Consider the following 25,772-nt stretch of genomic DNA (forward strand, 5'->3'; position numbering starts at 1 on the left):
CTACGAGGGTGGGTAGACCTCCCGGCCTGCCCACCCTCTGATCTATAGATACTAAGCGTCGCTACGCGATCCACCGATTGCGTAGTCAACCTCATCTCCCAAGCGGTGGACGCGCAGGAGATTGGAGGAACCGGGGGTCCCCGGCGGCATACCAGCGACGATCACCATTTCATCGCCGACCTCTGCAAGACGTGCAGATTGGGCGACCTGATCTACCTGCCACACCATATCGTCTGTGTGCGTTACCTCGGGGACACGGTAGGCATGAATACCCCAAGACAAAGCCAGCTGACGGCGGGTGGACTCCAATGGAGTAAAGGCAAGCATCGGGATAGGTGTACGCAAGCGAGAAAGCAGGCGAGCGGAGGTTCCCGATTGGGTGAAAGTCACAAGATAACGAGCATCGAGCTTCTCAGCAATGATCGCGGCGGCACCGCAGATTGCTGACGCGCGATCAAGCTCGATAGGCGTCATTGGCGCAATGCGCTCTCCACCATTTTCTTCTGTTGACTCGATAATACGGGCCATGGTTCGTACTGCTTCGATCGGATATGCACCAACCGAGGTTTCGCCAGACAACATAACCGCGTCGGCACCGTCAAGAATCGCGTTTGCACAGTCAGAGGCTTCTGCACGAGTCGGTCGAGGATTCTTAATCATCGAGTCCATAACCTGCGTCGCGACGATCACAGGCTTAGCGGCACGACGTGCCAGCTCAATTGCGCGCTTCTGAACAAGCGGAACGTCCTCAAGAGGCATTTCCACACCGAGGTCGCCACGCGCGACCATAATTCCGTCAAAAGCGTCGACGATCTCAGAAAGAGCTTCCACGGCCTGAGGCTTTTCGATCTTTGCGATGACCGGAAGGCGCTTCCCGCATTCATCCATAATTGCATGAACGGAATCGATATCGGACGCAGACCGAACAAAGGACAAAGCAATGAAGTCCGCGTCAATCTTGATACCCCAACGCAGGTCTTCCTCATCCTTCGCACTCATCGCGGGAACCGAAACGGCAACACCAGGCAGATTCAAACCCTTGTGGTCAGAAACATAACCGGGAACCTCCACGCGAGTAACGACATCGGTATCAGTCACCTCGACAACTCGGACTGCAACGTTACCGTCGTCAATCAGCAGACGATCACCGGGAGCACAGTCACCAGGAAGTCCCTTAAAGGTCGTCCCAACGAGTTCTTTGGTTCCTGGAACATCGCGAGTGGTGATGGTGAAAGTATCACCAATTTCGAGATACTGCGGTCCCTCTTCAAAAGTTTCAAGGCGAATCTTCGGACCTTGAAGGTCGACAAGAACGGCGACGCCTCGGCCTGAGTTCTGTGCAGCTCGACGAACGCGCTCGACGACTTCCTCATGCTCTTCGGCTGTACCATGGGAACGGTTAATACGGGCGACATCCATGCCGGCATCAACCAGAGCCTGGATCTGTTCAGCAGAGGCTGTCGCGGGTCCAATAGTGCATACAATCTTTGCTCGACGCATGTTTCTATCCTAACGTGCCTCGGTCTCTTCGACAGGGCGACTTTCCGGTGACATAGGACTATCGCCCTTATCTCCATCGGCCTTCTGAGTAGTGGAATCTTCATCCTGGTTATCAGCTGGATTGGAAGTCGTGGCCAGTTCAGCAGGCTCAACTCGAGTGGAAGCAGAGCGTCGACCAGCGATAATAAAACTCACCAAGCCCAGCAGGAAGACAACGATTGAAGTCCATACGTTGATGCGCAGTCCCAAGAAATGATGCGCGTCATCAATGCGCAGCATCTCAATCCACACTCGCCCAAGCGTGTAGACCATGATGTACGAAGCAAAAAGCTGGCCCGACTTCACCTTGATGCGACGATCGATCAGCAGAAGAATTGCAACCCCAGCTACATTCCATAGGCATTCATACAGGAAGGTCGGGTGAAAAAGAGTTCCTGGAGCATAACCCGAGGGAAGATGCGCGTTATCAATACTCAGTCCCCAGGGAAGAGTCGTCGGAGCTCCAAAGAGCTCTTGATTGAACCAATTCCCCCAGCGTCCAAGCGCCTGTGCAGCCAAAAGGGGAACAGCAAGGGAATCTGCAATCGGGCCCAAGCGCTGGCCTCGGTGACGAACAACCAGCCAAGCAGCAAGCGCTCCGCCTGCGACCGCACCCCAAATTCCCAGGCCGCCGTTCCAAATCGCGAAGGCCATGAGCGGCTTTCCACCCTGGCCGAAATACGCATCTGGCGAAGTGATCACATGATAAACACGAGCACCCAGAATGCCTGCGGGAACTGCCCACAGTGCCACATCATAAAAAAGGTCCGGGTCTCCCCCGCGTTTCTGGTAACGCCGAGCAGACCAATATACGGAAATGAGAATCGCACAGGCGATGATCAAGCCATAAGCTCGAATTGGAATCGGGCCAAGATGCCATACACCGTTACTCGGCGACGGCAAAGCAAGAGCGCGCATGAAAACTATTCCTCGTGAATAACTACTATTTCTCTCTACCTTAGTAGATTATTCACGTCGAGTATCACTCCAGCTTCCATCACTAGCACGATGTGCCTTACGAATCCGCATTCGCCGATCAGAAAGTAGCGATGGATGATGTCCAGCACTCACCATTTCAGCTAAAAGTTCTTCGGGATTGTCACTACGCATGAGCGCTTCACCTACAAGAACTGCATCCGCTCCTGCTCTCGCGTATTCGAATACATCTCTAGGGCCACGGACACCAGATTCCGCAATAGCCAATACTCCACTTGGAACCACATCAATAACTTCATCGATGACGTGACGATCAACGCTTCCTGTCGCGAGATCTCGGGCGTTAACCCCAATCATGAGTGCTCCTGCTTCAAGTGCTCTCAAGGCATCAAGACGCGAGTGCGTCTCAACGAGGACGCCCATGCCAAGAGACTGAGCACGTTCGAGAAGACCATTGAGTGCAGCTTGCGAAAGAAGCTGTGCAATAAGAAGCACGACGTCGGCTCCATTACGGCGCGCTTCGAATAGCTGATACGCAGACAAGATAATGTCTTTACAGAGAATCGGAGAGGTCGTCGTTGCCTTTACTCGAGCAAGGTCGGAATACTGTCCGTGAAAGTAAGAAGATTCAGTGACGACGGAAAGCATAGCCGCTCCCCCACGTTCAAAAGCCTGTGCGAGCGGTGCGGGATCATCGATCGTCGAATACACCCCCCAGGGAGATGCGCGTTTAATCTCAGCAATCACTGCGGTTGCCCCATCAGAACATAGGAATTCCTCGGGGTGTCGAAGAGGGTCAGGAACGTTCTCGCATTGCCGCTTTAAATCATCCAAGCTGAGGTGTTCTTCGCGTAAGGCGCGCTGACGCTGTGTGTTTGCGATGACTTCATCAAGTTTGAGCACCGCCACCTCCTTGTGTGAACTCTCAATCTGATGCTAGTCCTCATTGGGAAAAAGAGGTAATCACACCCTTCTAGCTAAATGCCAAAATGAAGCAACAGTGAAAGATCGGTGGAAACATCACGCCACAGAAGGAAGCTCAAGAGAGTGGAGCCGATCATCCAGGGGCCAAACGCAATCCGAGAACGGGTACCTGCTTGGCCGCTCACGATTTTCCACAGCGCTGCGCAGGCAGCTGAGACAATCGAGACCAAGAGCCCGAAAAGCGCGGCATGCCAACCAAGAAGCCCAAGCAGTGAGCCAAGGATTGGCGCAAGCCTAAGATCTCCCCTACCAAAACCACCTTTGGGAAGTGTGCCCAGCCATAAAGGCAGTGTCCAAATTAACGTCCCAAAAACTACCTGCGCAACAAGTAGATAAGGCTGCGGATGAAAGTAGATAGTCACTCCGATGCCGCACAATACACCACAGGCAAGCGCAAGAACGTACGGAGTGGGAATTCTATGCGTGCGCGCATCAATATAACCAAGCAGGGTGCCCATCATCGTCAGTGACACTACAGCGGGCGATGCGGGTCGCGCCTGAGCTCCTACAAGCACGACTGCTCCCACAAGCACAGCTGCCCACACAACACCATTTCGTTTGAGCGGAGTAAGCGATGCCTCGACGAAGTAGCGGCGCTGGATCGCCCAGCCAGACACACTGAGCCACACAGCATACGTGATCCAGACAATGACAGAAAGAAATAAGTTCCACTCTGCCGCACCTAAGGACTTATCCGAAATCCTTGACAAGACAGGAAAAAGTAGCGGGAGCGTACTCATACTTAGTTCTTCCCAAGTAAGTCAAAGACAGCAGATATCGCGTGATCGTCAGCATCTAAACCCGTCATCAGCTTAAATTGCATCAGTGCTTGATACACAAGCATGTCTACCCCGAAGGCAACGGGTATTGACCTTTCTTGACACATTGCGATAGCGGGAGTAACTCGCGGCGCATAGCTCACATCGAGGAAACTCGATTTTTCTGGCATTGATGCGAGCTGCGATACATGTGCATCAAGAGCCCCCGAAGGCAGTGTCGAAACGACGACATCCGCGCTTGAACAACAACTTGAAAGCTCGTCGCGCTGCATTAAATCATGACCATGGTAGTTAACGCCAAGATTGAGAGCAGCCCGGTGAAAATCAACAGGAACTTTCCCATTATGGAAGGCGCGAGCTACAACATGTACCTCTGTAAAACCCAATGAGACAACAGCGGCAAGTGCCGATGCTGCCGTTGCTCCCGAACCGATAATGACCGCTCTTCCGCGGCTGTCTAGGCCCGAGTGACTTCTACTCAGCTCAATCGCCCGACTCATTCCGTAAACATCAGTATTGAAGCCGGTCTTTAAGCTTCCAGTGGGGATAAGGGTATTGACCGAATTCAATGCTTCAGCTTGAGGATCGACGACATCAAGAAGTGGGATTACTGCCTTCTTGCACGGCATCGTAATAGAAACACCGACGCATTCATCGTCAATTGAAGAGATCCACTGAGGCAAGGAGTCTGCGGTGACTTCACGCTTCAGATAGGTCCATCCACTCAGTCCTGCGCAATCCCACAAGCAGCGATGGATAAGCGGAGACAACGAGTGCTCAATGGGTGATCCAATGACACACGCCCAAGGCATCAGCACTTCCCCTGATGGGTTGAACAATATTCCTCAAGACGCTTCGTATTCTGGGTTTGCTCATCATGGGTTGCGGCAAAGAGAGTTTCGCCAGAGTCCAGATCAACAGTCACGAAGTACAGCCAATTCCCCTCGGCGGGGTGAATTGCCGCATTAATGGCTTCACTAGACGGCTGAGAAATAGGTGATGGGGGAAGCCCCGGATTTCGATAAGTGTTATATGGATTATCAGCTGCGAGGTCCTCAGCAGTGGGAATACCGCCGGTTTTTCCAACTCCATAAAGAACAGTCGAATCCATTTGCAATAGCCCGCGGGTCTCGCCATTCGTATCGGCTAGACGGTTGTCAATAACCCGCGACACCATCGGCAGGTATTCAGGATTTCGAACCTCACGCTCAAGAATCGATGCCTTTGTAAGGACCTTCTCCCGATCTGCCGCAGACACACCGAGGTCGTCAAGCTGCTTCTTAGTTGCAGCCACCATTTGAGTAATTAATGACTCAGCGGTTTCGCCCTCTGCGAGCTCATAGGACCCGGGTGCCAGCCATCCTTCAACATTTCCATTTGCTTCAGCGGGCAAACCAATAGTTGTTGCATCCGCCATTGCAGTTTTTACCTGGTCAAGTGGAATATCGGTCACTAAGGCAATCTGTTCTGCGACCTGTTCCTTTGTCTGTCCGGGTGTAACAGTCACCGTATTATCCATGCGATTCGCATCATCAAGGAGCGCGGCAATTGCACCCGATGCGCTCATCTCTTTCTTCAAGGTGTAGCTACCTGGACGAATACCGACAGCGGCCTTATTGGCCTCAAAGGCGCGAATAAAAGCTGATAGCGACTTAACCACACCGGCATCGACAAGTCGTTGTCCAATCTGCTGGCCCGATTCACCGTCATAAATGGTGACGACAACTTGGCCATTTCCTGGACCCGGGAAATCATCAGCTGCCGTACTTGACGAAGAGGAACCTCGAAGCTGTGTGTAAGCAAGATAAATTCCACCAGCACAGAGCGTGAGAGTCAGAAGAAGAACGATGAATGTACGAATTGAACGACGACGCCTGCGTTTGCGAACCGCCCGCCGTTCTTGCGCAAGACGCCTGCTCCGCATTCCAGTCGTCTCGGACGCTGGCTCTTCATGCGCTACACGTCGAGTACGACGTGTTGGAAGGCCGGCGGGCACTTCCGTTCCTGAAGCAGGAGTCTCTTGGGTACCCGGACGAAGAATCTGATCAAAGTCAGTTTCCTTCGCACGTGAGCTAGCAAAGGATCGAGATGCCTCAATGCTTACGCTAGGCTGGGTTTCCTCAACATGAACCTGCGATTCGGGAGGCGCAGATTCTTGCGCGCGACGTTGGTGAATGCTCGCTCGCTTGGGGAAAGGATATCCGGGCGTATTGTCGCTCATCACTGTCCTTCCTCAAGGACAAGTTCCTTTCCAGGAGCTCGTCCGCTCATTCGTTCCATTTCCAAAGCTGTTTCCAGAATAATAGACGCAGCCACTTGGTCAATCATCTGACGATGTTCACGCCGTTCAACTCCGGCTTGGAGAAGACGCTCATGCCCTTCGTGCGAGCTTAGGCGTTCGTCGACTAAGCACACACGACACTCAGGTAAAACCATCTTAAGCTTTCGAGCGTAGCGACGTGCGCCCTTTGCCGAAATTCCCTCGCCACCGCGCATATGTCTTGGTAAGCCAACAATTATTTCAATGACCTCAAGCTCATTGGCATAGCGAACAATCTCGTTAATTTCCGAGGCGTCGTCTTGGCGTGTCAGTGTTTCGAGGGGAAGAGCCAGGATGCCCCCCGCGTCACTACGCGCGAGGCCGACCCTGACCGTCCCAACATCAACAGCCAGACGAACTCCCGGCCGCATCACAGCTCTTTAATCTGCTCGTTCACATCCGCCAATGCGTCGTCAATTGCAGCGGGGTTTGACCCACCACCCTGAGCAAGGTCATCACGACCGCCGCCGCCACCGCCGAGAATCTTTGCCGCGCGACGAACAAACTGTCCCGCGCGTGCGCTGTGCTGACGCGCTAGATCGTTCGTTGCCACAGTGACCATGGGCTTCCCGTTAATAATTGCCGCAAGAGCAACCAAAACTGGACCATCGTTACCCAGACGTTCACGCACATCGGTTGCCATTGCACGGAGCTCATCTGCCGTGCCAAGAGCACCAACGGGCGCAACAACCGCGGTGAATTTACCGATCTTACGGGCATTCTGGGCAAGAAGAGCGGCTTCGGCTAGAGCCTGTTGCTCGCGAATCTTCTGAAGTTCCTTCTCCGCATCACGAAGACGAGTCATGACAGACTCAAGTCGTGTCGTGAGCTCATCTGGGCGACCACCCAACATTGAGGTCAGTTGCGAAACTAAAGCGTGTTCCTTCGCTTGGAAGGAATAGGCCCCATCACCAACAAGCGCATCGATTCGGCGAACACCCGAACCAATGGATCCTTCACCCAAAACGGTAATACGTCCAAGGTGACCAGTGGACGGAACGTGGGTACCACCGCAAAGCTCACGATCGAAGTTGTCACCGATGGTCACAACACGGACCTCAGAACCGTATTTCTCACCAAAGAGCGCGATCGCGCCCGAGCGCTTGGCCTCGTCGAGAGACATGACCTCAGTGGTGACAGGCAGATTTTCTGCAAGCTTTTCGTTGACAAGCCTTTCGATGTCGTTCAGCTGTCCTTCGCCAAGGGAACTTGAGTTCGTGAAATCAAAGCGCAGACGTGAAGGCGAGTTTTCGCTACCTGCTTGTTCTGCATCTTTGTTAACAATGCGTCGCAGTCCTGCGTAAACCATGTGCGTTGCAGTGTGAGCGCGGGCGATAGCGAGTCGACGTTCAGTGTCAATCTGCGCGAAGGCCTTCTCCCCCAGCGTCGCAGTCCCTTCAGTCAGGGTGCCACGATGCACGGAAAGACCGCGCACAGGAGCCTGCACGTCATGAACTTCGATAACACCGCCATCAGCAAGTCGAATAGTGCCATGATCAGCGAGCTGACCACCCATCTCTGCATAGAAGGGAGTCCGGTCCAGGATGATTTCAACTTCAGCGGGCGCACTAACCGCAGGTGTTGGGACACCATCAACTAGCAGGCCCGCCACTTGAGCGTCCGAGGCGCTGTCTGTGTAGCCAACAAAAGTTGAACCGCCGCCGAGTTCCTTTTCGATATCGTGGAAAATACGAACGTCAGTGTGGCCAGTCTTCTTCGCACGAGCATCGGCACGTGCGCGTTCCTTCTGTTCCTCCATAAGCGCACGGAAAGCAGCCTCGTCAACGTGGACGCCCTGTTCCGATGCCATCTCCAGAGTCAGATCGATCGGGAAGCCATAGGTATCGTGGAGCGAAAATGCTGCTTCGCCAGAAATCATCGGAGCACCCGGAGCGGCCTTTGCCTTCTCAACTGCGGCATCAAGAATGGTGGTACCTGCAGTAAGAGTTCGGCGGAAGGCGTCTTCTTCCGCATATGCCACTTCAGAAATTGTTCCCCAATTCTCTTCGAGTTCAGGGTAGGAAGCCTTCATTGCATCCTTCGAAGCGGTCAGCAGGGTCGGCATCGTAGCCGTATCAACACCAAGCAAACGCATCGAACGAACAGCACGTCGAATGAGGCGGCGAAGCACATAGCCGCGGCCGTCATTTCCAGGCCGGACGCCATCACCAATCAACATCAGCGAAGAGCGTACGTGATCGGCAACCACGCGAAGACGAACGTCATCGTCGTAGGCAGAACCGGCCTCGGGTCCAGCACTGCCAAGACCGTAATGCTTACCGCTCATTTCCTCAGCGGCAGCAATAACGGGATAAACCTCGTCAATTTCGTACATATTCGGCTTGTCTTGCAAGACGAAAGCCAGGCGTTCCAAACCTGCACCGGTATCGATCGCTTTCTGGTCAAGCTCACCCAGCAGCGGGTAATCCTTACCGCTTCCCTCGCCGCGCATGTACTGGTCAAAAACCAGATTCCACAGCTCAAGATAGCGGTCACCGCCCGGGTCAACATTGCCCCCCACAGCCTCGGGACCGTAGGCAGGACCACGATCGTAGTGCCACTCGCAGCAGGGACCTGCAGGACCGGGCTGACCGGTATCCCAAAAGTTCTCTTCCCGGGGCAGACGCACAATGTGACGAGGATCCATTCCGACCTGCTTAGTCAGAACATCGAATGCCTCATCGTCCTTCTCCCAAATGGTGACCCACATGCGATCGCCATCGAGGCCATACTTGCCGTCCGATTGCGAACCAGTAAGCAGATCCCACGCGAAGTGAATAGCACCTTCCTTGAAGTAATCGCCGAAGGAGAAATTACCATTCATCTGGAAGAAAGTACCGTGACGGGTCGTACGACCGACGTTGTCGATATCGTTCGTACGAATGCACTTTTGAACGGATGCAGCCCTGGGCCAAGGAGCCGGTTCAACACCGGTGATGTAAGGAATAAAGGGCACCATACCAGCGATGGTGAACAAAATAGAAGGCTCAGGAGACACCAAAGAAACAGATGGACGAATCTCGTGTCCTTGTGATGCAAAGTAGTCAAGCCAACGTTGACGAATTTCAGAAGTGCGCATAGTACCCCATAGTAGTGGACATCAATAAGAATCGTGTATTGACAAGACGGCTCGAAAAAGAACAAGACCCCGAGGGAAACCCTCGGGGTCTTGGAAGACACACTCAGCGCGAGTAGTGTTCGACGACCATCTGCACGTCGCAGGTGACGGGAACTTCAGCGCGCTTCGGGCGACGCACCAGCGTTGCCTTCAGGCGAGCAATGTCAACGTCCAGGTAATCGGGAGTTGCGGGAAGAGCTTCCTGGTTGATGCCTTCAGCTGCAATCTCGAAGGGGACGCTGGTCTGAGACTTCGGCTTGACCTGCAGGGTCTGTCCGGGCTTCACACGGAAGGAAGGACGATCGACGATCTTGCCGTCAACCATGATGTGACGGTGAACGACGAACTGACGTGCCTGCTGGATGGTGCGAGCAAAACCTGCACGCAGCACCAGAGCGTCAAGACGCATTTCAAGGAGCTCGACCAAGTTCTCACCGGTCAGGCCAGCAGTACGACGTGCTTCTTCGAAGACGTGACGCATCTGAGCCTCACGAATGCCGTACTGAGCGCGCAGACGCTGCTTCTCCTTCAGACGAACAGCGTAGTCAGATTCCTGGCGGCGACGGGTACGACCGTGTTCGCCGGGACCATACGGACGCTTTTCGAAGTAACGAACAGCCTTCGGGGTGAGAGCAAAGCCCAGCGCGCGGGACTCGCGCACCTGCTTGCGTGAACGATTGTGAGCCATTAAATGACCTTTCCTGTCTCTTATGTCGCATTCGCAAAACGAATGCGGGGTCAACTCCAGGCATAACGCCGTCGGCTAAGACCCCAGGTACACGTTGCCCATTAAGGCAACCGGATCAGTTTAACGTACTTTAAGCAATTCGCGAAGCGCAGCTAAGCGTTTCGTGAGCATAGCCTCATTGCCATTCGTTGTCGGACGGTAGTAGGACGTCCCTCGAAGATCCTCAGGAAGATAGTGCTGAGCCGCGACATGATGAGGTGCATCGTGCGCATAAATATAGTCCACGCCGTGACCAAGAGCTTGAGCGCCACTGTAATGAGCGTCCCTGAGGTGCATAGGAACTGGCCCACCTTTCCCTTGACGAATATCCCTGAGAGCTTCGTCAATAGCAAGGTAAGCGCGGTTAGACTTCGGGGCAGCTGCTACCGCAATTACGGCTTCACTGAGAATAATTCGCGCCTCTGGCATTCCGACCATTGCAACCGCTTGCGCTGCAGAAACAGCTGTAGTGAGAACCTCGGGTGCCGCCATTCCGACATCTTCCGCGGCGCAGATCATGATGCGTCGTGCGATGAAACGCGGGTCTTCCCCAGCTTCAAGCATTCTCGCAAGGTAGTGGATAGCCGCATCAACATCAGATCCGCGCATCGACTTTATGAAAGCGCTTGCCACATCGTAGTGCTGATCTTGATCCCAACGCACTAAGGCCTGATTAGCAGCATTTTCAACGTCAGCGATTTCGATTTCCCGAGGCTCGCTCCCCTCTTCCGCCAGCTCGCCTTCTCCCCCGCGCTCAAGGCACGAGGCCGCTGCAGCCTCGAGAAGAGTCAGGGCCTTACGAGCATCTGCGCCTGCCAAGCGCAACAAAGCTGAGCGGGCATCTACAGACAGGGAAAAAAGAGATTTCAATCCCGATTCACTTGTCAAGGCACGATCAAGAAGAATGGAGAGATCTTCACTGCTTAACGCATGAAGAGTGAGAAGTAAGGAACGAGACAGAAGCGGAGAAATCACCGAAAAGGATGGGTTCTCTGTCGTTGCAGCTACTAGGGTTACCCAACGATTTTCGACAGCTGGAAGAAGAGCATCCTGCTGCGATTTTGAAAAACGGTGAACCTCATCAACAAAAAGGATCGTTTCCTCTCCTGTTGTTGTCAGGCCTCGTCGAGCCTGTGAGATCACATCGCGCAGATCTTTTACTCCGGAGGTAACTGCAGAAACCTCGCAGAACCTCCGGCCAGAAGCACGCGCAATCAGGTAGGCAAGAGTGGTCTTTCCGGTTCCCGGAGGCCCCCATAAAATCACAGAGCTTAAACCCGCAGGGGAATCAGTAGATGGGGTCAGAAGTCTACGCAGAGGTGATCCCGGCTTAAGAAGGTGCTGCTGGCCAACAATCTCATCAGCGCTTTGCGGACGCATCCGAACCGCAAGTGGCGCATGGTCGTCAACTACCGGAGTCCCGAAATCTTCGATCCCCTGCGTATCAAAGAGATCCATTTTCACTCCCCTTTAGTAGTGGCTAATGACAACCGTCCCGTTATCCGCCCAATCATAAATCCAGTGTGCGCCCTCAACCGGCATATTCACACACCCGTGAGAGCCACCGTAACCGGACCATCCGAAAGAGGAACGCCACGGTGCACCGTGGAGCGCATACCCCGCATAGAAATAGGTCACCCATGGAACGCCTTCTGTCCGGTAATTCGTACCATCTGCATTCTCACCCTCCATTGTCTGAGAGGCGTATTGCAAATAGACATGAAACTTACCGGTTACGGTTGGAGTATTAGGCGCACCCGGGACCATCGGGGTTGGACCATGAACTATTGTCCGACCTTCATACGCAGAAACCGTGTTCTTTGCCAAGTCGATATCGATCCATTTTTCACCGGCCGACGCCTGATAAACATCATCACCGTAGCCGTCAGGGATATCTTGGCGATCATACTCAGGCTGAATCTTGTCGTAATCAAAGTCGCCCGAATAGGATTTCCCATTATTGAGGGCATCCTCAATTCCAGAAATTACAGACTGTGTATTGTTCGCGCGATAACCAACCGTGCCAGCCTTGAGCACACCAACAACGTCACCGCGACTATTAACACCCTGAATTCCTTTTTCGGATTCAACATTCGTCGATTTTGCAAGATCATTCACCCAAGCTGATAGTGCCTCTGAATCAAGCACAGCAGCACGATCACCCTCTGCGCTCACCTTGACCCATTTCATCTTGTCGGCCTTCGAGGCAGTGAAATCATCAATACCGTCAGTGATCGTAACGCTAGGAGCAATCAGTGATTGCGCTTGAGGGAGCGCTTCTTCAGCCCTCTGAGTATTAATCTTCGGTTCTTGGACCTCAACGGTGATAGTTCTTGGAGAAGAACCCAAATCTTGGGCGACTTCCTGTTGGACTTTCGCAAGATCAGCCGTATTCAACGCAATACCTTCATGAGAGGGAACCACGGTGAAACCTGATCCATCTTCCTTAGGTGACAGAACTGCATCACTCACAGGGGTCCCAACGCGCTTGGTTAAAGAAGCCCCAAATCGAGAAAGTTGGGAGTTATCGAGTTGAACGACAGGGGTGATCGAGCGAGAGCGGAAGATCCCGACGAAGCGGGAGAGCATACCTGAGTTCTCCGAGAAAGCAGCATCGACTGTCGCGGGGATATCAACAGTGATCCCTAGGTCCTCCAAGGTGGCCTGCTGCGTCGTATCGCCCAACTGCAAAGTAACTTGAGCGGACTCGACGCGTTGTTTCAGAGCCTGGTTGACCTGAGCTCGCGAGGACGAAGAGAAAGACTGACCTGCGATTGATGTGCGTGGAAGGGCATGCGCAGAATAAAACCAGCCTGAGAACACCAAACCGGCGCACAGCAGACCGCATAGACCAAGGAGTGTCCACACTTTGAGGGATAGCTTCTTCATAGCTCTCTCATGCTACCGGTTCTTCGAGCGGAAACACGGCGACAAAAGGGAAAAGAAAGGCAATAGAAGCGTGATGCTGCTTACGCAGTCTTGGAGGCTATTCCCATAGGCTTGTATCCCCCGCGCCGTGTCGAGCAACTCGTCCCACTCCATCCGTATAGTCGATAACCGATGTTGCTTCGTCTCCTCCTACTGGAGCCACAACAACCAAATCGACAAGTGAACCGATTTTGTCATCGACCTCGAAGCCATCACTCATGACCTGATCTTCACCGGGAAGGATAAGAGATGAGGCAACGAGGGGCTGCCCCAGCGCAGCAAGAAGAGACTGAACAACACGGTGATCAGGAATCCTCACCCCGATGGTGTGTTTCTTCTTATTCAGTGTCATTCTGGGAACTTCTTTTGTCCCAGGAAGGATGAATGTATACGGACCAGGAGTTGTTGATTTCATTGCCCGGAATTGTGAATTGTCCATGATGACCAAATCACCCAGACGCGAGAAAGCGTCACATAGCAACGAGTAATTGTGTTTGTCATCGAGTTTACGAATCTGCCGAATTCGATCAATTCCCGATTTGTTGCCCATAAGACAGGCAAGTGCGTAGCCAGAATCTGTGGGCAGCGCGATCAACCCACCTTCGCGAAGAACGCCAACAACGCGATCAAGAAGTCGTGTCTGTGGATTCACTGGATGAAGCTCGACATAGGACATGATCTGCTCCTGATACTTTAGAGTTCTGATGCAATTGCGATTTGGAAGAGTGCCTCACGCAAATCTGGGGCAACATTAGAAGCACTTAGGGCAGCAAAGAAGGCACCACGACCTTCATTCCACGCGCTGTCGAGACATGTGAGAGTCTCAACCTCACAACGCGCATGTGTCAAAATCCGACGAATCTGCTCTGAGCGTTTAAGCCCTTCACTCATCAACTTCGGTTCGAGGTCAAAACTGGCACCCGTGCACGTTTCGATAAAACCAAGGTCAGTCAATTGGCAATCAATGCCATACCCATAAGTACGCACAAGGATCTTCCGTCGAGCAGGGATCGAATCAAGATCCCCATCGGCACCATGAATGGTGAGTCTATGGTGAGCGTCGTCCCATTCAAAGAGTGTACGAACAAGAGAATTATCACTATCTTGGTCTTCAATCAGCTCATAGCTTGCATCCGCTCCAGAAACGAGCAGCAGCTCAATTTCCTCAGGATTACCGGTACCAACATTAGCTTGGCGCCCAAGCATTCCCAGTGTGCTTTCACCATCGGGAGCAGCCGCGCTTCCACAAAGCGGAATGATCGATCCGCTTCGCGCAAAGAGCGGGGTCCGCGAAAGCTCTGACCACAGTAAAAGCTTTCGATTACCTTGGTAGGCGATATTCGTCATGAGGTCAACCCACATACCCTCTGGTAGCCATGCTTCAGAGCGCCCCCGGCACGAGGCTTCAGAAAGCTGTTCAGTGACTGGAGCAGCGATCAGCTCGCGTCCAAAGCGGAAGCAATTGGGGACTTCCCAAGCCTGATCGTGGCCGTCATGCTCCCAATACATCGGACGAATGAGTGGGAGAAGCTCATCACGACCGTGGAACTGTTCGGAGTGGAGATACCCAACCAGTCGGTGTCTCAAACGTAGGTATTCCTCTTGAATTGCACAATGAGGTTCTTCGAAAACCCATGGCTCCTTTCGCGTGAATGGATTATTCGATGAATGCAGGCGCATGATTGGGCTAAATACACCACTTTGGATCCAACGGGTCTCCAATTCTGGATCACGTACGCCAAGCATGTGCCCACCGATATCATGGCTCCACCAGCCATAGCCGATATTTGAGGCGGTCGCAGTAAATTCAGGCTGGAACTTCAATGATTCCCAGGTAATGTAAGTGTCTCCCGAAAAACCCAGAGGGAAGCGCTGAGACCCCGGTCCACAATAGCGTGAAAGCGTAAGCCCTCGTCCATGTCGGTGAGCATTATCAAGATAGTGATAGTGGTTGAGAACCCACAAAGGATCCAGTCCAGGAACGCTTGAATGCTCTCCTTGTTGCCAATCAACCCACCAGAAGTCGACCCCTTGATCTTCAAGTGGGTGCAGAATCTCTTCAAAATACGCCAACATAAAATCGGGATTCGCTGGTTCAAAGAGGATTGTCTTTTTAGTTCCAGGATCTACGCCCATTCTTTGAGCTAAGCGCTCGTACCCCTCTTCAAAGTAACGAATACCATCAGCAGGGTGAAGATTGAGTGAGGTGTGAAGACCACGCTCATGCAGAGCATCAAGGAACTTTTGTGGATCTGGGAAAAGCTCAGGATCCCAGGTGTAGCCTGTCCATCCTGACCCAGCCCCCGAGGGAGGGGTGGTGACATGCCAATCCATATCGATGACAGCGACTGCAAGCGGAACATCGTGACGAGCAAATTCGCTCATCACTTCCAAATACTCCTCATCTGTGTAGCGGTGATATCTACTCCACCAATTTCCTAAGGCATAGCGGGGCAGAATCGCTTGAGGACCGCTTAAACGGTAGAAGGAACGCACGGCCTCGGGAAAATCTGGTCCGCAAGCGAAAACGTAAATGTCTAGGTGCTCCGGACGCGCTGCCAAGAAGACTCCATCGCTAGAGACCGGGCAGGTGTCATCAATCAACGAGGTTATGCCACGGCCATCGACGACTCCTTTATCCAGTTCACAGCGTCCATCGACCGTGTCCAATGTTCTGGTCGTCCCACGCAGGTTTCTCCCTTGAATCCAGGGAAATTCTGCATCAGTCCCCCAACGCCAGGTTCCACCCCAGCTATCTTCTTCCCTTACTTGAGCCCACAATCCATTGGAGCTGGGCTCCTTGCCGTCATAGTGGAAGGACATATGTGCAGTCTCAATAACTATGCCGCCGACTTCATCATGGTCGATGCGCAGATCCTTCACAGGTAGGCACTTGCGCCATGCCATCATCTGTGTCGGTCCATCCAGGAATTCACCGCTCGGATCCCATTCAAGACGGATCACAGTATCTGAAAGAATTTCGATCCTCCACTGTGGGCCTTCAATCACTTGCTCGGCGGGAGGCGCCTGAATCGGTGAAGGTAGCAAATGGGGTGGAAGAAGCGCCATCACGTATCACTCCTGAGGAATCGGCATTGAGCCCTGTTGACTACCAAGATTAGCCTCTCAATCCTCGATCTGCCTATTCACTGAGCAATAATTTCCGGGGTGGTTGATGCGCATCAACCACCCCGGAAATTTGCTAGAAATTAGCCGAAAAGACGTTTACTTTTCAGAGCTAGTCTCTAAGTCCTCTTCGCCGCGCTTCTTCGGCTTCGCATCCACGCCAGCCTCCTTGCGCTGTGCAGGAGTAATGGGTGCAGGAGCATCGGTCAGCGGATCGTATCCGCCACCCGACTTCGGGAAGGCGATGACGTCGCGAATTGATTCAGACTTGGTGAGCAGCGAAACAATTCGGTCCCATCCGAAGGCGATGCCGCCGTGCGGAGGAGCTCCGAACTTGAAGGCATCAAGGAGGAATCCGAACTGCGTTTGGGCTTCTTCCTCGCCAATACCCATGACCTTGAAGACGCGATTTTGGACGTCACGTCGGTGAATACGGATGGAGCCACCGCCGATTTCATTACCATTGCAGACAATGTCATAGGCGTAGGCCAAAGCATTCCCGGGATCCTGATCGAAAGTATCCAACCACTCAGGCTTTGGCGAGGTGAAGGCGTGGTGGACAGCAGTCCAAGCGCTGTGCCCAAGAGCAACGTCACCTTCGGCCTCGGCATCTCCGGTCGGCTTGAAAAGAGGAGCGTCGACAACCCATGTAAACGCCCACGCGTCGGGATCGATCAGGTTGCAGCGCTTACCGATCTCGAGGCGGGCGGCGCCAAGCAGCTCGCGCGAGGCGGTGGGCTTACCAGCAGCGAAGAAAATGCAGTCACCAGGCTTGGCGCCAGTGGCCTCGGCGAGGCCAGCGCGCTCAGCTTCAGTGATGTTCTTTGCAACCGGACCGCCAAGGGTGCCTTCCTCATCAAGAGTGACGTAAGCAAGTCCCTTGGCCCCACGCGCCTTGGCCCATTCCTGCCACTTGTCGAAGGTGCGGCGAGGCTGAGAACCACCACCGGGCATCACGACTGCACCAACATAGGGTGCCTGGAAGACTCGGAAAGTCGTGTCCTTGAAGTACTCGGTCAGATCAACAAGCTGGTATCCGAAACGAAGATCAGGCTTGTCAGAGCCGTATTTCTCCATCGCATCCTTGTAGGTCATGCGAGGAATCGGGGTCTGGAGATCGTAACCGATGAGGGCCCAGACATTCTTCAAAATCTCTTCTGCAACGGCAATGACGTCGTCCTGATCGACGAAGCTCATCTCAATATCAAGCTGTGTGAACTCCGGCTGACGATCTGCACGGAAGTCTTCATCACGATAGCAGCGTGCAATCTGGAAGTAACGTTCCATTCCGGCAACCATCAGCATCTGCTTGAAAAGCTGCGGGGACTGCGGCAGCGCATACCAAGAACCGGGTGACAGACGTGCAGGGACAATGAAGTCACGCGCACCTTCAGGGGTGGAACGTGTCAGCGTCGGGGTTTCAATTTCCACGAAATCGTGAGCGTAGAGAGTATCGCGAGCAGCACGCGAAACCTTCGAACGCAGGCGCAGCGCGTACTGCTCGGGTTCACGACGCAGATCAAGGTAACGGTACTTCAAACGCGTTTCTTCACCGACGTTGCCTGAGTCTTCCGCGTTGGAGGACACCTGGAAAGGAAGCGGCGCAGAAGTATTGAGAATCTCAATATCGTCGCCCATGACTTCAATAGCACCCGTTGCGAGATTCGGGTTCTCGTTGCCTTCAGGACGAGCGCAAACCTCTCCGGTCACTTTCAAAACGAACTCGCTGCGCAATTCATGGGCAACGCGTTCATCTCGAACGACCACCTGCGCAATTCCCGAAGCATCACGGAGATCGATGAATGCAACACCACCGTGGTCACGACGTCGATCGACCCATCCGGTCAAGGTGACGGTTTGGCCGACAAGGTCAAGGCCAAGCGTTCCAATATTGTGAGTGCGAAGCACTGGTTTTCCTTTCGTTGGTACCATCCGCGAGACGAGCGGCGGCACGGACATAATACCCCCAATGCTCCCCCACTCCTCGATCAAGGAGTCGACACCCTGAGTTCATTCGTTTGTTTTCATTCAACAATAATCTGCAGTACCAACAATCGAGGCGCGCATTTTGTAGACGCTGGCCAAAGTCTCAGGTGAAATGTGCAAGGATAATGCCATGTCCCCAAGTCCCCGAGCTCAGGCATGGTCAAGTGCGGAAAAGGGACTCATGCTCTCCTCCGTCATCTTGATTACGCTTTCCGCTTTTGAATCGCTTGCAACGACCACGATCATGCCGAACGTCGTTGCCTCTTTCCATGCAGACTCTTGGTTCGCAGTTTCTTCGGGTGCTGCTCTGATTACAAATTTGATTGCAAATGTCCTAGCAGGAGGTCTCAGCGATGCGTTGGGCGTCAAAAAGGTATTTGCCTGGGGATTAGGGCTTTTCTGCGTAGGACTATTAGTAAGCGCTCTCGCTCCCCATATCGCAGTATTCGTTCTCGGTCGGCTCATCCAGGGCCTGGGTGGAGGATTCATCATTGTCCCGCTCTACGTTCTTATCGGAGCAATCGCCACTCCCCTACACCGTCCACGCTACTTTGCAGCTTTTTCCCTATCTTGGGTCTTCCCTTCGCTCGTAGGACCCACCCTTGCTGGACTGATCGTGACATATATTGGATGGCGGGTGGTTTTTGGTTTAGCTCCCCTCCTCGCAGTATTCGGCGCGATTCCCCTTCATTCGGTTCTTAAAAAATTCTCGATCCCATCTCAAGGAGTTCTACCTTCTTCGCGCTTTGTACGACTGGCGCTAGGCAGCGGAATCGGTGTTTTCCTTCTACAGATTTCGGGTACTTTTACTTCGGTCTGGGCAATGGTGCTTGTGGGCTCTGCAGGTCTTACGCTCTCCGCAATAACGCTTCCGCGTCTGCTCCCTCCTGGCTCTTTTACTCTCAAGCGTGGCATCCCAGCACTTGTCATAACTCGTTTACTCATGATGGGAGCGGTAACAGGCGCAGAAGTTGTATTGCCTTTACTTCTTCAACGTGTTCAGGGCTGGACTCCAAGTTCAGCCTCCCTCGTCGTTACTGCAAGCGCCCTATCCTGGGCTGCCGGCTCGGTGATCCAGTCCCATATCCACGTGGGCAAGAGCCGACTTAGGCTCCCACGAATCGGAATGGTCTTTGTTGTCATTGGCCTGGCTCCACTAACAATGCTTCTCCAGACATCCGCCCCTCACTGGCCAATCTTTATCGCCTGGCTCCTTGCTGGACTTGGCATTGGCCTCACGCACTCTACGATCTCAGATCTCACGCTTGGGGCAACCGATCCCTCAATGCATGGACGAGCCTCCTCTTGGCTTCAGGTTGCGGACTCGGCCGGTGCAGCCGTAGAGCTTGCTTTCGTCTCTCTTGCGCTGGCTCTCTGGAGTGCTCTCGGATTCACGGGTGCCATTGCTTACCTCCCCGCAACCTTAGTCGCCCTCGGAGTCGCTGTCGTCGGTGTATTCGCGGCAATGAGAACGCGCGAGGAAGATCTTCTCCCCCGCGCGTCTGCTCAGTAATGTAGTTGTCGCTCAGCGTCCGAAACGACGTCCCTTCCCCAACTTCTTCGAGGCCGATTTCCGCTGAGGTTGCGTAGCTCTCCCACCCCTAAACGAGGATTTTTCGCCGAACTCGCGACCGCCTCGGCGATCATCACGGCGATGATCATCTCCATGGCCTAAACGGTGCCCACGTCCGCGGTCCATGCGGGACTTAGCTAAATCCCGGGAATCTTTTCGTGAAAGCGAAGCCTTCTTCGGGGAATGAGCCTTCCCATCGGGTCCCTCATCAACGCGGATTCTCAGTGCGCGACCTGAAACATGCGCCTTTGAGATCCGAGCCATGGCATCCGGACGAAGGTCTGTATGAATTTCGACTAGAGAGAAGGTCGGGTAGATATCAATATGACCGATATCTGCACCGGCAATACCGCCTTCACCGGTGATTGCTCCGACGATCGCACCGGGCTTGACGCGGTCCTTCTTCCCTACTTCGATGCGGTAGCGCGTACCAGTCCCGACTGTGTGCCGAGGTGAAGAACCCTGTTTACGCGCCTTGAGTGGGTGGTCGTTGTCGCGGCCTCCCTCAAAGTGAGCGCGTGCAAATTCGCCCGATTCGTCAAGTTCTTCCTCGCGACGAATCTTTCCATTACCGCGACGATCCTCGCTGATGCGCGCAGCGGGTCCTTCATCCCCCACTGCCTGGGCAAGAAGTGCAGCCGCAATATCCTCAATATCCAATGAGGTAGTGTCATGGACCTCATCAAGAAGCTGCCGGTAAAGATCAAGTCGTCCACGTTCAATACGCGCGCCAATGGCATCCAAGATTCTGCTGGCTCTGAACTGTGAGACAGCAGCGGGTGAAGGAATCTCAACCTCTTCCATGGGGGTACCGGTAAGCTTCTCGATCTTGCGAAGTCGGCCATGTTCCCGAGGCGTGAAGAAGGTTAACGAGCGCCCTTCACGCCCGGCGCGCCCAGTACGTCCAATTCGGTGTACATAAGCTTCTGCTTCACGGGGAACGTCGAAGTTGACGACCAATCCAATTCGTTCAACATCGAGGCCTCGAGCTGCAACATCGGTTGCAACCAGAACGTCGAGGGAGCCGTTCTTTAGACGCTCCACCATGCGTTCGCGTTCGGTCTGCGCAACATCACCCGAAATACCTGCGGCCTTAAACCCCCGCGAGTTCAGTTCAAGAGCAATCTCCTCAACATCCAGACGCGTGCGGACAAAGACAATTGCAGCATCAGATTCTTGCGTGCTCTGATGTTGCGCTCGAGTAGCAAGAACGCGCGAAAGCGCACCAATCTTGTGCTTGTAAGGAACAACAGCATAGGTTTGGTGAATCGTATCAACAGTTGAAGACTCTTCAGAAACAGCAATCTTCAGAGGATCTTTCAAATGCGTTTGCGCAATTTTTTCAATTGCGGCTGGCATTGTTGCAGAAAAGAGGGCCGTCAAACGATCATCAGGAACTGAGGAGGTAATAGTCTCAACGTCTTCTGCGAAGCCCATGCGAAGCATTTCATCTGCTTCATCAAGCACCAACATAACGACGTTGCTGAGATCCAACGCACCTTTCTCAATAAGGTCGATCACGCGGCCGGGAGTACCGACAACGACCTGCGCACCGCGCTTAAGCGCGCCGATCTGAGGACCGTAAGCAGAGCCCCCATAGACGGGCACGACGTCGATATCACGGCTCTGCGCGGCAAAATCAGAAATCGCCTGAGCGGACTGCATTGCCAATTCGCGCGTAGGCGCGAGAACAAGTGCCTGTACATGCCGTTGATCTGAATCAATCAAAGCTAAGAGCGGCAGACCAAATGCAGCGGTCTTTCCCGTTCCTGTCTGAGCAATTCCAACGACGTCATGGAAGTCGAGAAGCGCAGGGATTGCCTCAGCCTGGATAGGAGTTGGAACCTCATAGCCCATGTGAGTAATGGCTTTGAGGAGATCATCAGGCAGTCCAAGATCTGCGAAAGTAGTCTCGGTAGTGTTTTCAGGTGCAGTGGACACAGTATTCCTTACAATTAGCGTCGCTCAGGGTCGACTTCACGGATGAAGCGCGACCCCACACCGTTTTCACCGCCGAGGCTATGCTCGACCACCATTGGGTAGCGCCTCGTTGCCTAGCAAGGCTATCAGGTCAATGCTCTAGAAACAGTAGTGCCTTCGGTGAGATCGCACACCGAAGGCACCTGAAGCTTAGTCGTTCGAGGCTTGCGTAGGAACGATCGAGGGATGAAGATCCTCTACCGGAGGCTGCCAACTATAGATATCAGCTTGCACCTGCTCACCTGAACGTATGTCTTTAACGGTATCCGCTTCGCCTTCGCTTCCTGGGAACCACACGAAGGGAATCCCGCGCTTGTCAGCAAACTTAATCTGTTTGCCAAACTTCGCCGCGCTGGGGGCAACATCGGTGGGAATTCCGCGCTTGCGCAAGATCGTCGCAAGAGCGTTGCAGTGTTGGCGTTGTTCCTCGTCCGCAACTGCAATAACAACGCATGTAGGCACCTTACGAGAAGCTGTCACCATATCCTGCGAAAGGATCCGTGACACCAAGCGAGAAACACCGATAGAGAGGCCAACACCGGGATAGCTTCGCTTTCCGTCTTTGGCAAGAGAATCGTAACGTCCACCAGAACAGATCGACCCCAGGTCCTCGTGACCAACGATTTCGCTCTCGTAAACGGAACCCGTGTAGTAATCCAGTCCACGCGCGATCTTTAGGTCAGCCAGAACAACACCGGGCATCGCAGCACCGGCTTGCTCAACCAATGCACACAGTTCATCCAAGCCCTGGGTGAGTGTTTCACTCGATACGCCAAGTGCGTTAACCTCTGAGCGCAGATGCTTTGAATCCTCGGTACGGATCTGTGCCATACGCAAGAGTACGTCGATTTGCGGCTGCTCAAGCCCGGCCTCGGCAAGCTCTTCAGCCACGCCTTCAGGCCCAATTTTGTCAAGTTTATCGAGGCCGCGGAGTGCGGACTCAACATCATCGACACCGAGCCCCTCACAAATTCCCTGGACAACCTTGCGGTTATTGACCAAGACGTGAACGGGAGGGATCGGCAAAGACATCAAAGCCTCAGCCATCACCAAGGGCAGATCGACTTCGTAGTGGAACGGCAACTCCCCCAAGCCGACGACATCGATATCAGCCTGAGTGAACTCGCGGAAGCGACCGTCCTGTGGGCGTTCACCACGCCAGACCTTTTGAATCTGATAACGCTTAAACGGAAAATCGAGCTCGTTTGCGTTCTCAATGACGTATCTTGCGAAGGGCACGGTTAAATCAAAGTGAAGTCCCATCTGGCGTTCTTTGGAAGAGCGCTGTCCCTCATCTTTCAGTGCCTGCAAGCGATCCAGAACATAGATCTCTTTCGAGGTTTCGCCCTTGGATTGAAGCTGTTCAAGTGTTTCAACCGCTCGAGTTTCGATACCCGCAAATCCATGGAGCTCAAATACAGAACGGATGTGATCAAGAATCGCTTGTTCAACGATGCGGCCCTGTGGGAGCCACTCGGGAAATCCTGAAAGTGAAGTACGTGCCATAATCCCTATTCTTTCACGGAGGAGCTCAGCTGTCGGCCCGAGCCGCGGGTAGACGAGAGCGAAATTAACCGATGCTCTTCGCGCGACGTAGATAGGCATTATTCGCCAGTTCATCACCCATCGTCGTCGCTACAGAGTGCCCGGGGAAAAGAATTGTCTGTGGATCAATCACATTTGCAAGGGTTCGCAAAGTATGCCGCATCTGGGTCTCATCACCGCCGGGCATATCAGTTCGTCCCACAGAACCGGCAAAAATAACGTCACCACTGAGCGCCCAGGGAACAACAACCCCAGTGTCTAGAGCGCGCACGCCGTTCCAATAGACAGTGAGTACCGAGGCTCCCAAGAAAAGCGCCGAGCCTTCAGTATGTCCGGGAGCAGGAACCATCCTGAGAACAAGTCCAGGAACGTACTCAAAGGAGTCGACCGGGCATTCTTTGATCACTGAGGGCTTGCGCCATCCTTCACTCACTTCTTCCGGAAGTGGGAGCGATACGTAGGATGCTGGATCGTCGAGGCGGTATGCGTCGGGTCCTGGGATCCAGACGGGTGCAGGCCCCTCCGGCGCCCACGACGCAACCTCAGCACAATCCCAGACATGGTCAGCATGACCATGCGTCGCTAAAACGGCGCCAACGTATGCTCCGTCTTCCTCGAGCGCCCGACGAATTTCTTCACGCACGCCAAAAGAAGGGTCGACAACAAGCGCTCCCACTTGTCCGTCTCCCTGAGACTGCGGCGTAATCACACAGCAATTCGCGCCATAGAAGGGGGTGGGGATAACGTGGATTCGAATGTTCTCATTCACGACAGTGATGAGGAAATCTGATCGAACCAAGCCTGCTTCGTTTCCAGTGCCTGCGTCAGCTCGCGAACCTTCGCCTCATTACCCGAGGCTTTTGCTTCTTCAAGGTCAGCGCGCAACTGATCGAGCTGTTCTTCAAGCTGACCAAGCATTCCCGTGGCACGAGCACGAGTCTCGGGGTTCGTACGGCGCCATTCAGCTTCTTCGGCCTTACGAAGCTCATCTTCAACTGCACGAAGCCGGGCTTCGATCTTACGGAAGTGCTCTGAAGGAACACGACCAATCTCAGCCCAACGATCTTGAATCGACCTCAGAGCAGCCTTGGCCTCTTCTTGGTTAGTAATCGGCAGAAGTGCTTCTGCTTCCTTCAGCAGATCTTCTTTTGCGCTCAGATTCGCTTGGTACTCGGAGTCAACGGCAAGATCATTGCGGTGACGCGCATCGAAGAAGGCCTGCTGGGCAGCGCGGAATCGCGCCCACAGCGCATCATCTTCACGACGAGAAGCACGCGGCGCACGCTTCCATTGCTCCATCAATTCACGGAAGGCATTGGAGGTTTCACCCCAATTGGTCGAGTCCTTCAAAGCTTCTGCACGAGCAATAATTTCTTCCTTAACGCGCTTTGCCTGCCCTTGTCGTTCATCGAGCTCAGAGAAATACTGCCGACGACGACGATCAAATTGCGTACGGGTCGCGGAGAAGCGCTTCCACAGTTCATCTTCTGCGGCCTTATCCAAGCGCGGTCCACGACGCTGGAGTTGCTTCCATTCTTCAAGCAGATCGCGAAGTACCTGTCCCGATTGCTTCCAGTGAATCTTGCTGGATTCTCTAGCAAGAATCGCCTCCGCACGCTCAACAAGAGCAGTGCGCTCCTCCAGAGCGTGTTCCTTTGCGAGGCGACGTTCTTCCTTCGCTTCTTCCTTACGAGCTTGAGCCCGCTCCTCTACGGCTTGGACACGTGCGCGCAGTGCGGGGAGATCACCAATAGCATTGGGTTGGTCAACAGCTTCTTTAAGCGTTGCAAGGGTCTGGTCAATCTCCTTCGGCCCAAGGCTTGCCAAGCGGTCTTCAAAGAGCTTAATCGTCGCTTCGAGGTCCGCGTAGCGACGCGTGTAAAGCGCGAAAGGATCCGATGGAAGTCCCTCAGGGAAGGATCCGATCATTCGCTCAGTATCACCGTCTTGAACCCACACATTTCCCTGGGAATCAATTCGACCAAAATCGATCGAAAGCTCGGTCGTTGCGACCGGTTCGACAGTACGTGCAGCGGCGACTTCAGGCTCAGCGGCCTGGGTTTCAGGCGAAGTAGTCACGATATTCCTTCGAGGTTGGGACAGTTTCCCATCCGACGCGATGCATGGATTTTCCACACAGGCATACCTTCAGCGGTACATGCTCCATCCTAAAGGAAAAAACCGCCAATCTCATAAAAAATAGGCTGACGTCTCACAAGGTTGCCTCAAAA

At 53.7% G+C, this 25,772-nt stretch carries 19 protein-coding genes; 1 reads left to right on the forward strand and 18 read right to left on the reverse strand.

Annotated elements, in window-relative coordinates; all coding sequences use genetic code 11:
- Window positions 1-51: 51 nt before the first annotated feature.
- The 14 genes from pyk to aspS all read right to left on the reverse strand — a co-directional run bounded on the left by pyk (window position 52) and on the right by aspS (window position 18,365).
- Window positions 52-1,500 (reverse strand): pyruvate kinase, encoded by a 1,449-nt coding sequence (pyk, locus tag ADG72_RS06665; protein ID WP_048713635.1) that lies wholly within the window; start codon window positions 1,498-1,500, stop codon window positions 52-54.
- 9 nt (window positions 1,501-1,509) lie between these two features.
- The gene (gene lgt / locus ADG72_RS06670) at window positions 1,510-2,457 is read right to left on the reverse strand and encodes a prolipoprotein diacylglyceryl transferase (protein ID WP_048713638.1); all 948 of its coding nucleotides are present in this window, start codon (window positions 2,455-2,457) and stop codon (window positions 1,510-1,512) included.
- A gap of 48 nt (window positions 2,458-2,505) precedes the next feature.
- Window positions 2,506-3,378: an indole-3-glycerol phosphate synthase TrpC gene (locus tag ADG72_RS06675; protein WP_048713641.1), complete on the reverse strand. Its 873-nt coding sequence runs from the start codon at window positions 3,376-3,378 to the stop codon at window positions 2,506-2,508.
- 74 nt (window positions 3,379-3,452) lie between these two features.
- Window positions 3,453-4,199 (reverse strand): prepilin peptidase, encoded by a 747-nt coding sequence (locus ADG72_RS06680; protein ID WP_048713644.1) that lies wholly within the window; start codon window positions 4,197-4,199, stop codon window positions 3,453-3,455.
- A 2-nt stretch (window positions 4,200-4,201) separates the two neighbouring features.
- Window positions 4,202-5,050, reverse strand: a complete 849-nt coding sequence (locus ADG72_RS06685) for a shikimate dehydrogenase family protein (protein WP_048713647.1) — start codon at window positions 5,048-5,050, stop codon at window positions 4,202-4,204.
- Window positions 5,050-6,459 carry an endolytic transglycosylase MltG gene (gene mltG / locus ADG72_RS06690; RefSeq protein WP_080978667.1) on the reverse strand — a complete coding sequence of 470 codons (1,410 nt, stop codon included), beginning with the start codon at window positions 6,457-6,459 and terminating at the stop codon, window positions 5,050-5,052. Before mltG ends, ADG72_RS06685 begins: the two co-directional genes overlap by 1 nt.
- A complete protein-coding gene (gene ruvX / locus ADG72_RS06695) occupies window positions 6,459-6,929 on the reverse strand; it encodes a Holliday junction resolvase RuvX (protein ID WP_048713650.1) in 471 nt (156 codons plus the stop codon). The genes mltG and ruvX overlap by 1 nt, the downstream gene beginning before the upstream one ends.
- Complete coding sequence (alaS, locus tag ADG72_RS06700) at window positions 6,929-9,637, reverse strand: alanine--tRNA ligase (protein WP_048713653.1); 2,709 nt, start codon at window positions 9,635-9,637, stop codon at window positions 6,929-6,931. The genes ruvX and alaS overlap by 1 nt, the downstream gene beginning before the upstream one ends.
- Window positions 9,638-9,740: 103 nt before the next feature.
- Window positions 9,741-10,364 (reverse strand): 30S ribosomal protein S4, encoded by a 624-nt coding sequence (gene rpsD / locus ADG72_RS06705; RefSeq protein WP_009409474.1) that lies wholly within the window; start codon window positions 10,362-10,364, stop codon window positions 9,741-9,743.
- A gap of 120 nt (window positions 10,365-10,484) precedes the next feature.
- On the reverse strand, window positions 10,485-11,861 hold the full coding sequence (locus ADG72_RS06710; RefSeq protein WP_048713657.1) for a replication-associated recombination protein A: 1,377 nt from the start codon (window positions 11,859-11,861) through the stop codon (window positions 10,485-10,487).
- Between the two features lie 12 nt (window positions 11,862-11,873).
- Window positions 11,874-13,292, reverse strand: coding sequence for a L,D-transpeptidase family protein (locus tag ADG72_RS06715; protein WP_048713659.1), 1,419 nt, complete (start codon window positions 13,290-13,292; stop codon window positions 11,874-11,876).
- 97 nt (window positions 13,293-13,389) lie between these two features.
- Window positions 13,390-14,007, reverse strand: a complete 618-nt coding sequence (locus ADG72_RS06720; RefSeq protein ID WP_048713662.1) for an L-threonylcarbamoyladenylate synthase — start codon at window positions 14,005-14,007, stop codon at window positions 13,390-13,392.
- A gap of 17 nt (window positions 14,008-14,024) precedes the next feature.
- Window positions 14,025-16,400: a TIM-barrel domain-containing protein gene (locus tag ADG72_RS06725; protein WP_048713664.1), complete on the reverse strand. Its 2,376-nt coding sequence runs from the start codon at window positions 16,398-16,400 to the stop codon at window positions 14,025-14,027.
- A gap of 156 nt (window positions 16,401-16,556) precedes the next feature.
- The gene (gene aspS, locus ADG72_RS06730) at window positions 16,557-18,365 is read right to left on the reverse strand and encodes an aspartate--tRNA ligase (RefSeq protein ID WP_192831730.1); all 1,809 of its coding nucleotides are present in this window, start codon (window positions 18,363-18,365) and stop codon (window positions 16,557-16,559) included.
- A gap of 208 nt (window positions 18,366-18,573) precedes the next feature.
- Between aspS and ADG72_RS06735 the strand changes: the two genes are divergently transcribed.
- Entirely contained in the window at window positions 18,574-19,956 is a 1,383-nt protein-coding gene (locus ADG72_RS06735) for an MFS transporter (protein ID WP_048713668.1), read from the forward strand.
- Window positions 19,957-19,968: 12 nt separating this feature from the next.
- Here the strand turns inward: ADG72_RS06735 and ADG72_RS06740 are convergent, their stop codons facing one another.
- From ADG72_RS06740 to ADG72_RS06755, 4 genes are all read right to left on the reverse strand, one after another.
- The gene (locus tag ADG72_RS06740) at window positions 19,969-21,957 is read right to left on the reverse strand and encodes a DEAD/DEAH box helicase (RefSeq protein WP_048713669.1); all 1,989 of its coding nucleotides are present in this window, start codon (window positions 21,955-21,957) and stop codon (window positions 19,969-19,971) included.
- A gap of 189 nt (window positions 21,958-22,146) precedes the next feature.
- Entirely contained in the window at window positions 22,147-23,502 is a 1,356-nt protein-coding gene (gene hisS / locus ADG72_RS06745) for a histidine--tRNA ligase (RefSeq protein ID WP_048713673.1), read from the reverse strand.
- Between the two features lie 64 nt (window positions 23,503-23,566).
- Window positions 23,567-24,298, reverse strand: a complete 732-nt coding sequence (locus ADG72_RS06750; protein ID WP_192831733.1) for an MBL fold metallo-hydrolase — start codon at window positions 24,296-24,298, stop codon at window positions 23,567-23,569.
- 8 nt (window positions 24,299-24,306) lie between these two features.
- Window positions 24,307-25,620 carry a DUF349 domain-containing protein gene (locus ADG72_RS06755; protein WP_048713679.1) on the reverse strand — a complete coding sequence of 438 codons (1,314 nt, stop codon included), beginning with the start codon at window positions 25,618-25,620 and terminating at the stop codon, window positions 24,307-24,309.
- Window positions 25,621-25,772 lie beyond the last annotated feature (152 nt).

This window comes from Trueperella pyogenes (assembly GCF_001070855.1).
Classification (GTDB): Bacteria; Actinomycetota; Actinomycetes; order Actinomycetales; family Actinomycetaceae; genus Pauljensenia; species Pauljensenia pyogenes_A.